This is a genomic window from uncultured Thiodictyon sp. (assembly GCF_903828115.1).
Lineage (GTDB): Bacteria > Pseudomonadota > Gammaproteobacteria > Chromatiales > Chromatiaceae > Thiodictyon.
In genome coordinates, this window is the sequence record NZ_CAIKKU010000324.1 from 25346 (window position 1) to 35501 (window position 10156).

General features: G+C 67.9%; 11 protein-coding genes. 8 read left to right on the forward strand and 3 right to left on the reverse strand.

From position 1 onward, the window contains the following. Position 1 precedes the first annotated feature (1 nt). Both QZY48_RS11800 and QZY48_RS11805 read right to left on the reverse strand, forming a co-directional pair. On the reverse strand, positions 2-535 hold the full coding sequence (locus QZY48_RS11800; protein ID WP_295431049.1) for a hypothetical protein: 534 nt from the start codon (positions 533-535) through the stop codon (positions 2-4). Next, on the reverse strand, positions 532-1965 hold the full coding sequence (locus QZY48_RS11805; protein WP_295431050.1) for a DUF3696 domain-containing protein: 1434 nt from the start codon (positions 1963-1965) through the stop codon (positions 532-534). Before QZY48_RS11805 ends, QZY48_RS11800 begins: the two co-directional genes overlap by 4 nt. 418 nt (positions 1966-2383) lie before the next feature. Between QZY48_RS11805 and QZY48_RS11810 the strand changes: the two genes are divergently transcribed. The 8 genes from QZY48_RS11810 (at position 2384) to QZY48_RS11845 (ending at position 9203) form a co-directional block, all read left to right on the forward strand. Then, positions 2384-3442, forward strand: a complete 1059-nt coding sequence (locus QZY48_RS11810) for a patatin-like phospholipase family protein (RefSeq protein WP_295431051.1) — start codon at positions 2384-2386, stop codon at positions 3440-3442. Positions 3443-3445: 3 nt separating this feature from the next. Then, positions 3446-4924 (forward strand): GntP family permease, encoded by a 1479-nt coding sequence (locus QZY48_RS11815; RefSeq protein ID WP_295431052.1) that lies wholly within the window; start codon positions 3446-3448, stop codon positions 4922-4924. Between the two features lie 98 nt (positions 4925-5022). Beyond that, the gene (locus QZY48_RS11820; protein ID WP_295431053.1) at positions 5023-5532 is read left to right on the forward strand and encodes a Na+/H+ antiporter subunit E; all 510 of its coding nucleotides are present in this window, start codon (positions 5023-5025) and stop codon (positions 5530-5532) included. Then, complete coding sequence (locus tag QZY48_RS11825) at positions 5525-5833, forward strand: monovalent cation/H+ antiporter complex subunit F (RefSeq protein WP_295431054.1); 309 nt, start codon at positions 5525-5527, stop codon at positions 5831-5833. Before QZY48_RS11820 ends, QZY48_RS11825 begins: the two co-directional genes overlap by 8 nt. Continuing rightward, positions 5830-6141 carry a monovalent cation/H(+) antiporter subunit G gene (locus QZY48_RS11830; protein ID WP_295431055.1) on the forward strand — a complete coding sequence of 104 codons (312 nt, stop codon included), beginning with the start codon at positions 5830-5832 and terminating at the stop codon, positions 6139-6141. The genes QZY48_RS11825 and QZY48_RS11830 overlap by 4 nt, the downstream gene beginning before the upstream one ends. Continuing rightward, positions 6138-7166 carry a hydrogenase subunit MbhD domain-containing protein gene (locus QZY48_RS11835; RefSeq protein ID WP_295431056.1) on the forward strand — a complete coding sequence of 343 codons (1029 nt, stop codon included), beginning with the start codon at positions 6138-6140 and terminating at the stop codon, positions 7164-7166. Before QZY48_RS11830 ends, QZY48_RS11835 begins: the two co-directional genes overlap by 4 nt. Positions 7167-7296: 130 nt before the next feature. Continuing rightward, positions 7297-7641 (forward strand): cation:proton antiporter subunit C, encoded by a 345-nt coding sequence (locus QZY48_RS11840; protein ID WP_295431057.1) that lies wholly within the window; start codon positions 7297-7299, stop codon positions 7639-7641. After that, positions 7641-9203: a proton-conducting transporter membrane subunit gene (locus QZY48_RS11845; RefSeq protein WP_295431058.1), complete on the forward strand. Its 1563-nt coding sequence runs from the start codon at positions 7641-7643 to the stop codon at positions 9201-9203. The genes QZY48_RS11840 and QZY48_RS11845 overlap by 1 nt, the downstream gene beginning before the upstream one ends. Before the next feature lie 257 nt (positions 9204-9460). Here QZY48_RS11845 and QZY48_RS11850 read toward each other — a convergent pair whose 3' ends face one another. Beyond that, positions 9461-10147, reverse strand: coding sequence for a sodium/glutamate symporter (locus QZY48_RS11850; protein WP_366929674.1), 687 nt, complete (start codon positions 10145-10147; stop codon positions 9461-9463). Positions 10148-10156 lie beyond the last annotated feature (9 nt).

Sequence of the window (10156 nt, forward strand, 5' to 3'; positions counted from 1 at the left end):
CTTAGCCAGGCAATTCGGGTGCCTTCCTGTCGGGGAACTTGGCGCGATGGAACCGGTGGACATCATCCGGACAAATAAACTCAACATGCACCCCCGCCGCGTGCAACTCAGGCCACCAGTCCAGCCATTTGCAGTCGGCTGCCTGCAACACCGGCGGCTTCGCCGGGTGCGCATTGGACACCGCGGCAAACTTGCGATCCGGCGGATCGAAGGCTGCTTCCAGGGTGGGGGCAGGGAATTCGGTGAAGCAAAAGGGCGCGGTCTCGGTCAAGGCCACCTGATGAACCCGCTGCTGATTGCTTAGGTTCTGCATCAACCACTTCAGAAATACATCGCCTACCCCTTTAGGTTGGTTGGGACTCGTCTTGTGGCGATATTCGCCGACAATACGCCAGGCGTCGTCCACCACCACTACGCCCTGTCTCTGAATCGCCGTCAGTCGCTCGACGCAGGCCATCACGCATGCGGGGGAGACATCCGGATGTCGGGCGTTGGCCACGAGCAACACATTTGTGTCGATCACGGTGGGGGTCACTCCCCGCCTCCTTGGCGCTGCGCGGCCCTGCGCTGCATCGCCGCCATGGTGCGGGCGGCAATGTCCGCCATCTCGTCGCCGAAGAAATTCTCCGGCCAATTATCGATTTCGCCATAATCGTTCAGGTGCAGCGGTTCGATCTCGGCTCCGCTCGAACGGCGGTTGACGAAATAGATTGCCAAGTCGGCGGGGCTGATGACGCCCTCCGCTACGCGGCGCTGGAGTCGCGTCAGCAAATGCTCAGAATGGCTCTCGATAATGAGTTGGACATGCCGTGGCTTGCCCCCCTCATAGGCCTGTACCGCACTGATAAAGGCATCCGCCAGATTGGCCTGCACCATAGGGTGAAGGTGAATCTCGGGCTGCTCCATCCAGATGACCGAATCGCATGGGGCATAGAATGCCTGCACGAGCGCGGGCAGGACCTGCGAGATGCCAAAGCCGACATCGGTGAGTTTGACCTCAGGGGCCCCGGGATGGGTGCGGATCAGCACTTCATACTCCTTGCGTCCCTTGGCAACGGGTTTGATCGACACCTTATTAATGACCCCGAGGTCCTTGAGCCAGGCGGCAATAAAGGCGGAAAAGCCGTACAATTTTTGCCGTCGTCCGCGGTTCAATTTTCTGCCGTCTTCCGTGGCGGCCAACAAGGCCGCGATGGCGTACTCGCCCTGAGCCCCGACGTCTGGTGGGGTGTCGCCGGACCACTGATAAACGCGCTTGGGGTGACTGCGCAAGGGGCCAAGATAAAACACATGCTGTAGTAACCGTTCGGTTTCCAAGGCGAACTCGGCCAGAAAGTCGGCATTCTGGTAGCGCGATAGGGTACGGTCAGCGAACCGGTAGAATTTCTCCGGTGGCTCCAGGGGCCACTTGCGGCCTTGAGCATGGACGAGATCAAGGGGTATACACTGCAGCGTGACTGCCGATCCGGTGCGCGTGTGCTCAGCCCGCAGACGTTCCTCTCCCTTATCGAAGAGTCGGTAGGTAAAGGCCGTCGTTTGTGGCTGGCCTGCCTTGTCGGCGGTCAGGACCGACGAGAGTTCCAACTCATCGCCTGAAAAATTTCGCTGCCAGTCGAGCGCATCCCGGACGGTCAGCGTTCGCGGCAGTTGCCAACGCAACAGGAAAGTCAAGGGCCTTCCGATTTCGTGACGATAGATGCAATCGGCAAAGGTACCGAGGTCGATGAGCGAGTTTTCATTGCCGAGGTGCAAGGCGCGCTTACGGTCCGCGAGCAGCGCTGTCTGCTTGAGTGCGAGCAACAAATGACCAAGGCTCGACTTACCGGAACTGTTGGCACCGAAGATCACGGTCAGCGGGGCCAGCCGCATGGGGCCGGTGTCGCGCCAGGCCTTGAAGCCCTGGACTTGCAGCTGTGTCAGCATCAGGTAGGCCTCTAATGGTCCTGAGTCGGCGATGTCGGTCAAGCGGCCCCAAGTTTCCAGGATCGGGCGGCGGGCGGCATCTGCCGAATGATTCGAGATCGTCGCTTCAGTTTACCTCGAGCGAGTACCGAGACACGGCTGGTCGGATTCTTTTGGCTTGGGGTTCGCCATGCTGCCGCTTCGCCCGTGCGGCGATGCCGACAGCGGCGCGGGGCTCCGGGGCGTCCGTTGGGCTGGCGGGGGACACGCGTGGTGCACTCGGCACGGCCCGCAGAGCCGGATCATCCTGGCCGCCAAACCCGGGCCGGGCATCCTGACGAGTCGTTCCCGGAAGGCCCGCCCTGTGGTTTTCTGTCAAACTAGGCAGGCGCCTCGGACGCTCGGTTCCCGGCCTTGGGACCCTTGATGCGTTGGGCGCGTTCGCCAACCCGGGCTCTGCCACTCTCATCAAGGGGGATCGATGGCCACTTCCACACCACTTACTGAACCCGTCGCCGAGAAGCACCGCGAACCGGTGTCGGTGGACTTTGCCCTGCAGGGCGGCGGCGCCCACGGGGCCTTCGCCTGGGGGGTGCTGGACCGGCTCCTGCAAGAGCCCTGGCTCCTGATCGACGGGCTCTCCGGCACCTCGGCCGGGGCCATGAACGCGGCGGTCTTGAGCGACGGCTATGCCGAGGGCGGGCCGGAGGGCGCCCGGGTCGCGCTGGAGCGCTTCTGGAAGCGGGTCTCCGACGGGGCCCTGATGAGTCCGCTACGCCGCAGCCCGCTCGATATCCTGATGGGCCAGTGGACCATGGACAACTCCCCGATCTTCGTCGCCATGGATTTGGCCGCGCGGCTGTTCTCACCCTATGATCTCAACCCGGGCGGTTTCAATCCGCTGCAGGATATCCTGGCCAAATCCATCGACTTCGCCCGTCTGGCCACGTCGCCGGTCAAGGTGTTTGTCACTGCCACCAATGTGCGCACCGGTCGCCCGCGGGTCTTTCGCAATGCCGATGTGACCGCCGATGCGCTGCTCGCATCGGCCTGTCTGCCGATGATGTTTCAGGCCATCGAGATCGATGGCGAGGCCTATTGGGACGGCGGTTTCTCCGGTAATCCGACCATCTCCCCGCTGGTGCGTGAATCCAGTGCCGACGATACCATCCTGATCCAGATCAATCCCGTGGAGCGCCCCGGCACGCCGCGCACGGCGCGCGATATCCTCAATCGCGAGAACGAGATCGCCTTCAATGCCCCGCTGCTGAAGGAACTGCGCATGATCGCGCTGCTGCGCAAGGTGGCCGATCCGGGCCAGAGCGAGGGTGCGCTGTGGGCCTCCATGCGCCTGCACCGGATTGCGAGCCCCGCCATGATCGACCTGGGCTATTCCTCCAAACTCAATGCCGAATGGGCCTTCCTGTGCATGTTGCGCGATGAGGGCCGGCGCTGTGCCGAGGGCTTCCTCGCAGAACACGGCGCGGCCCTGGGACACAGCGCCACCTTCGACCTGGATTACCTGCTGGAAGGGGTCTGAGCCATGGGCCTGATCGGTATTCTGCTCGGGCTCGCCCTCCTCATCGGGTTTGCCTACCGCGGCTGGAGCGTCTTGCTGCTGGCGCCGGCCGCGGCCATGGTCGCCGCCCTGTTCGCGGGCGAGTCGCCGCTGGCGCACTGGACCCAGACCTTCATGGTCGGCACGGCCGCCTTTGTGGCGCAGTTCTTCCCGATCTTTTTGCTGGGCGCACTGTTCGGCAAGCTGATGGAGGACAGCGGCTCGGTCCAATCCGTCGCGCGCTTCATCGGGGACGGCCTGGGGCCGCGCCGGGCCATCCTGGCGGTGGTGCTGGCCGGGGCCCTGGTAACCTACGGCGGGGTCAGTCTGTTCGTCGCCTTCTTCGTGCTGGTGCCCATGGCGCAGTCCCTGTTCCGGGACGCGAATATCCCGCGGACCCTGATGCCGGCGGCGATCGCGCTCGGCACCTCCACCTTCACCATGACGGCACTGCCGGGCACGCCGGCGGTCCAGAATGCCATCCCGATGCCCTTTTTCGGCACCACGCCCTTCGCCGCCCCCGGTCTGGGCCTGATCGCGGCGGCGATCATGCTCCTGTTCGGGCTCTGGTGGCTGGGCCTGGTCGAGGCGCGTGCTCGCCGCGCCGGCCTCGGTTACGGCGGCACCCTGGGCCCTCTATCTGAGCGGGTCCCCGACCGCACCGCGGACGCGGCGGCCGAGGACCCGCTGGTGCGCGGGCGCGCCACGGTCGCCGGTACCTTCGATCCGGCGGAGATCCACCAGGGTGAGGTCACCCCGCGGCCGCCCTCGGCCTTCGTCGCCTTCCTGCCGCTCCTGGTGGTGATCGGGGTCAATCTGGCGATGAGTCTCCTGATCCTGCCCAACCTGGATCTGAGCTACCTGGCCCTGGATCAGTGGGGCAACTCATCCCCGGCGGCGGTCAGCGGGATCTGGTCGGTGATCGTGGCGCTCGCGAGCGCCATCCTGGTCCTGCTGGCGCTCAACTGGAAGCGCCTGCCGCGGCTGCGCGAGAGCGTGGATGCGGGCCTCAACGCCTCGGTCCTGCCGGTGGTCAGTGTCGCCTGTCTGGTCGGTTTCGGCACCGTGGTCGCGGCCCTGCCGGCCTTCGAGATGGTGCGCACCTGGGTGCTGGGGATCGAGGGTGGACCCCTGGTGTCGCTGGCGGTCTCCACCAATGTGCTGGCGGCACTGACGGGTTCCGCCTCGGGCGGTCTCACCATCGCGCTGGAGGCGCTGGGCTCGACCTATATGCAGCTTGCCGCGGAACTGGGCATCGACCCGGCCCTGATGCACCGGGTGGCGGTGATCGGCGCCGGTACCCTGGACAGCCTGCCGCACAACGGCGCCGTGGTCACCCTGTTGGCGGTCTGCGGCGCGACCCATAAGGAGAGCTATTTCGATATGGTGATGGTCGCGATCGTCGGGGCCATCGTCGCGCTGGTGGGGGTCATCGTGTTGGGGACCCTGTTCGGGTCGTTTTGATGGCCGTGATCATCGTTGCGGCCGGCGGCCAGCGGTCCGCACAGCGGACCCTACGACCCTACGCTACTCCTTGTGCTAGTGGATAAGGTTAAACGAACATGACCGCTTCTGCACTGGTCCGGGGCACTGCCTTCTTCGGCTGCTGGCTCTTGCTCACCCATTTCGGCACCGGCGCCGACCTGGCCGCCGATCTCCTGGTGGGCCTCGCGTCCGCCGCCGCGGCGACCTGGGTCAGCCTGCGCCTGCTGCCGTCGGCGCCGGGGCGGGTGCGCTACGGCGCCCTGGGCCGGCTCCTCTGGCGCTTTCTGTGGCAGTCGATCGTCGCGGGGATCGATGTGGCGCGGCGCGCCTTCGCCCCGCGGCTATCGCTGCAGCCGGGCTATCTGGTCTTTCCGGTGCGGATTCCGCCGGGGCCGGGGCGGGCACTCTTCGGGGCCTTCACCAGCCTGGTGCCGGGCACCCTGCCGGTCGGGTCCGGGCCGACGGCCGGCGGGCGCGCGGCCCTGGTCTATCACTGTCTCGATCTGCGTCAACCGGTGGCCGCGGGGCTGGCCCGGGACCAGGCGCTCATGATCGAGGCCTATGGCGAGGACGAGACCGATGACTGAGTTTCTGCTGGGCGCCGCCCTGTTCGTGCTGGGGACCGTGGCCCTGGGTTTGATCCGCATCCTGCGCGGCCCGGACGACGCCGACCGGATGCTGGCGGCCCAGTTGCTCGGCACCGGCGGGGTGGCGGTGCTGCTGTTGCTGGGGGTGGCGAGCGGGCTGGGCGCGGTCGGCGATCTGGCCCTGATGCTGGCCCTGCTGGCGGCCTTCGCGTCGGTCGCCTTCGTGACCGGGGTCGCCCGCCCGGACCCGCCGAAGCCGGTCAGGGACCCGAACGCGCTGCCGCGGGGGGACCGGTCATGAGCCTCGCGCTGAGCCTCTTCACCATCGTCTGTGTGTCCCTGGGCGCCGTCTTCTTCCTTGCCGGCACCCTGGGGCTGCTGCGTTTCCCCGATACCCTGACGCGCCTGCACGCCCTGACCAAGGCGGACAACCTGGGCCTGGGTCTGGTGGTGCTGGGCCTGCTGCCCCAGGTGGACTGGCCGCTGGGCGCGCTCAAGCTGATCGCGGTCTGGCTGCTCGCGCTGCTGGCCGGGGCGACGGTCGGGCAGGTGCTGGGCAGCGCCGTGCGTCCGCCGCCGGTCTCCGGCGCCGGGGAGTCGACGCCATGAGCATGAGCATGAGCCTGGGACTGGTCGCCGACAGTTTTCTTGCCCTGCTCATCCTGGGCCTGGCCGTCTGGACCATCGCCGTGCGGGGGACCTACGCCGCGGTGGTCGGCTTCGTCGCCTACGGGCTCCTGGTCGCCCTGGTCTGGGTGCGTCTGGCCGCCGTGGACGTGGCCCTGACCGAGGCCGCGCTGGGCAGCGGACTCATGGGCCTGCTGCTGCTGCGGGCCGCCGCGTGCCTGCCGCGGGACGCCGCCGTCCCCGCGTCCGGCCGGGTTGGGCGGGTGGCGCTGCGGGTGGTCGTCGGCGTCCTGTGTGCCGGGCTGACGGCCGTGCTGGCCGCCGTCGTGCTGCAACTTCCCGAACCCGCCCCATCGCTCGCCGCCGCGGCGGCACAGGTGCTGCCGACGACCGGGCTCGGCAATCCGGTGACCGGCGTGCTGATCGCCTATCGTGCCATCGACACTCTGCTGGAGGCGGTGGTCCTGGTGCTGGCACTGATCGGACTCTGGTCGCTGGCCGCGGATGGCGCCTGGGGCGGGCGGCCGGGGGCACTGCGGACCCGGGAGCCGGGGGCGGCGCTGGTCCTGCTGGCGCAACTCCTGCCCCCGGTGGGCATCCTGGTGGGCATTCATCTCTTCTGGACCGGGGCCAATCACCCCGGCGGGGCCTTCCAGGGCGGCGCCGTCCTGGCCGCCATGTGGGCCATCGTCCTGGTCGCCGGGCTCGCCGCGGCGCCGCGAGTGGACGGGCGCCGGCTGCGCCTGGTTCTGGTGGTCGGGCCGGCGCTCTTCTTTGCCATCGGGCTTGCCGGGATCTGGTGGGCGGACGCCTTCCTGGGGTACCCGGCGGACTGGGCCAAGCCGCTGATCCTGGTGATCGAGGCGGCGCTCACCCTGTCGATCGCCGCGGCCCTGGGGCTGCTGCTGGCCGGTCCGCCCGCCGCTGAACCCGGCCCCGGCCCGGTCGTCGGCGCGGCGGGGCAATTATCCTGGAAAGAGCAGTCATCCACAGATGAACACAGATGAACACAGATTATTCATTGACTTACGCTTGGCTGGGGGCTCACCTTGCCGGTGATCATGACAATAGCGATAAGCGCATGACAATCAAAAGAACATCTGTGTTCATCTGTGTCCATCTGTGGATTTTAGGATCATGAGTGCGACGACCGTTTTTGGGGTCTGCGCCGCCGCGCTGGTGGGGCTCGGCCTGTACGGGCTCATCTGTCAGCGCGGCGTGCTGCGCAAGATCATCGCCTTCAATGTGATGGGCAGCGGGGTCTTTCTGCTGTTCGGGGTCATCGCGCGGCGCGGCGGTCTGGTCGTCGCGGGGGCCGGCCCCACCGCTGATCCGGTCCCCCAGGCCATTGTCATCACCGGCCTGGTGGTCGCCTTCGCGGCCACGGTCCTCGCGGTCGCGCTCCTGTTGCGGCTGGCGCAGGCGACCGGTCAGACCACGCTGGACACGCCGCCGCCGCCCGCGCCGACGAGGGATCGCTGATGCAGACCGCCGTGATCCTGTCGGACCTGGCCGCCGCCGCCGTGGCGCACGGGGGCGACCTGCTGGTGCTCGCGCTGGCGCTGCCGGCCCTGGCGCTCCTGCCGGCCTTTGCCCTGGGCGGTCGGTGGGCCGGGCGTATCGCCCTGCTGACCTTGCCGCTGGGGCTCGGGGTCGCGGTCGCCATCGCCGCCGCCGTGCGGCACGGCGGCGCGCCCATCGCGTACCACCTGGGGGGCTGGGCGCCGCCGCTGGGGGTGGCCCTGCGCGCGGACGGGCTCTCGGCCACCCTGTTGCTCACCACCGCGGTGGTCCTGTGCGCCGTGGGCCTTTTTGCGCGGGCGGACTTCAAGGTCCCCGCCGGGAGTCGGGAGACCCGCTCGCCGCTCGTCTTCTGGACCCTGCTGCTGGGGGTCTGGACGGGGTTGAACGGGGTCTTTCTGGGTCAGGACCTCTTCAGCCTCTATGTGGCCCTGGAGTTGGTGAGCTTCTCCGCGGTGCCGCTCGTGTGTCTGAGCGGACGCCCGGAGACCCTGGCCGCGGCCCTGCGCTATCTGCTCTTTGCCCTCTTCGGCGCGGTCCTCTTCGTGCTCGCCGCGGCCCTGTTCTACGGTACCTACGGTACGCTCGACATCGGCCTGCTGGCGCGGCACCTGGCGGGTGCGGACCCGGTCCCGCCGGCCGTGCTCGCCGCCGCCGTCCTGATGACCCTGGGGCTGCTCGCCAAGACGGCACTCTTCCCGCTGCAGGTCTGGCTGCCGCCGGCCCATGCGGGCGCGCCGGCCGCGGGCAGCGCGGTGCTCTCGGCGCTGGTCGTGAAGGCGTCCTTCTTCGTCATCCTGCGGCTCTGGTTCGATTGCCTGCCCGCCGCCGTGACCCAGCCGGCGGCGCCGGTCCTCGCCGGTCTGGGGGTCGCGGCGATCCTGTTCGGCGGCGTCCAGGCCCTGCGGCAGGTCCGGCTCAAGATGCTGGTCGCCTACTCCACGGTGGCCCAGATCGGCTATCTGTTCCTGGTCTTCCCGCTGGCGCTCGGCGCCGCCGCACTGCCCGCCGGGGGCGCGGCCCAGGCCGCCGGTGCGCTCACCGGCGGGATGCTGCAACTGGTCTCCCACGCCCTGGCCAAGGCCGCCATGTTCATGGCCGCCGGCCTGATCGCGGCGGCCCTGGGCCACGACCGCATCCGCGAACTCGGCGGCAGCGCGCGCGCCCTGCCGCTCACGGTCTTCGCCTTCGCCCTGGCCGGGCTGTCGCTCGCGGGGTTGCAGCCGAGCGGCGGCTATGTCGCCAAGTCCCTGCTCACGGCCGCGGCGGAGGCGACCGGGCAATGGTGGTGGGCGCTCGCGCTGCAGGCCGGCGGGGTGCTGACGGGCGCCTATCTGCTGTGGGTGCTGTTCAATGCGCTCGCGGGCTTCCGGGCGCCGCCGACGCTGCTCAAGCGCCCGCGGCGCTATCAGGAACTGGCGGTCTTGGCGCTCGCCTTGGGCGCCTTGGTGCTCGGGCTGGTGCCGGCGTCTTCGTTCGAGCTGGTGACGGTCGGGCGGGCCGGTCTGGTCGGATTTCCCTGATGATTGGCCTGGCGGCTCGGACCTGGGGCGCAGTGGGGTCTTGGTCACTCTTTGCGGGTCGGCGGCGTTTGGTCCGCACAGCGGACCCTACGGGACTGGCGTTCGAGGCTTTACCGTGAAAGTCAGGCCGGGACCCGGTGGGAGCGGCTTCAGCCGCGACCTGACCTCGCAAGCTGCGGCGCCCTCGTCGCGGCTGAAGCCGCTCCCACAGCGCCGCTGCGCGACCTTGGTCTCTGTTGAGAGCACGTACTTCGAGGCTAGAAGGTCCGCAGGAAAAACGGAATCACCAGCGCATTTACCAGGTCGATGAAGAAGGCGGAGACCAGGGGGACGATGATGAAGGCGCGGTGGGAGGGGCCGAAGTGTTGGGCGACCGCCGCCATATTCGCCATGGCGGTCGGGGTCGAGCCGAGCGAGACGCCGCCGAAGCCGGCGCAGACGACCGCCGCGTCATAGTCGCGGCCCATGACCGGGAAGAGGATGAAGAGCGTGACGGTCACCGCCAGCACGAATTGGGCGGCCAGGATGGTGAGGACGGGCCAGGCCAGGTCGATCAGGGTCCAGAGTTGCATGCTCATCAGGGACATCGCCAGAAAGGTGCCCAGCGCCACATCGGCGATCAGGGCAATCGCCGGGGTCCGGGTGGGCCAGGGCATCCCGCTCAGGGTCGGCAGGTTCTTTGGGGTCAGATTGGTGATGAGGATGCCGGCGAAGAGGCAGGTGACAAAGAGCGGCAGTTTGAGCCCCAGGTCGGCGACGATGCCATTGAGCAGGAACCCCACGATGACACAGATGTGGATCGCCAGGATGGCGCTGAGAGGGTATAGACAAAATCTACCTGGCCGATATTCTTGCGCGAGTTTACAAGAACGAGGCGCGCAACGATGTCGAAAGGTGGTCGGCCAAAGAAGATCAACGAGGGACAGTATGAGGTGTTGCGCCAGATCGTCGCG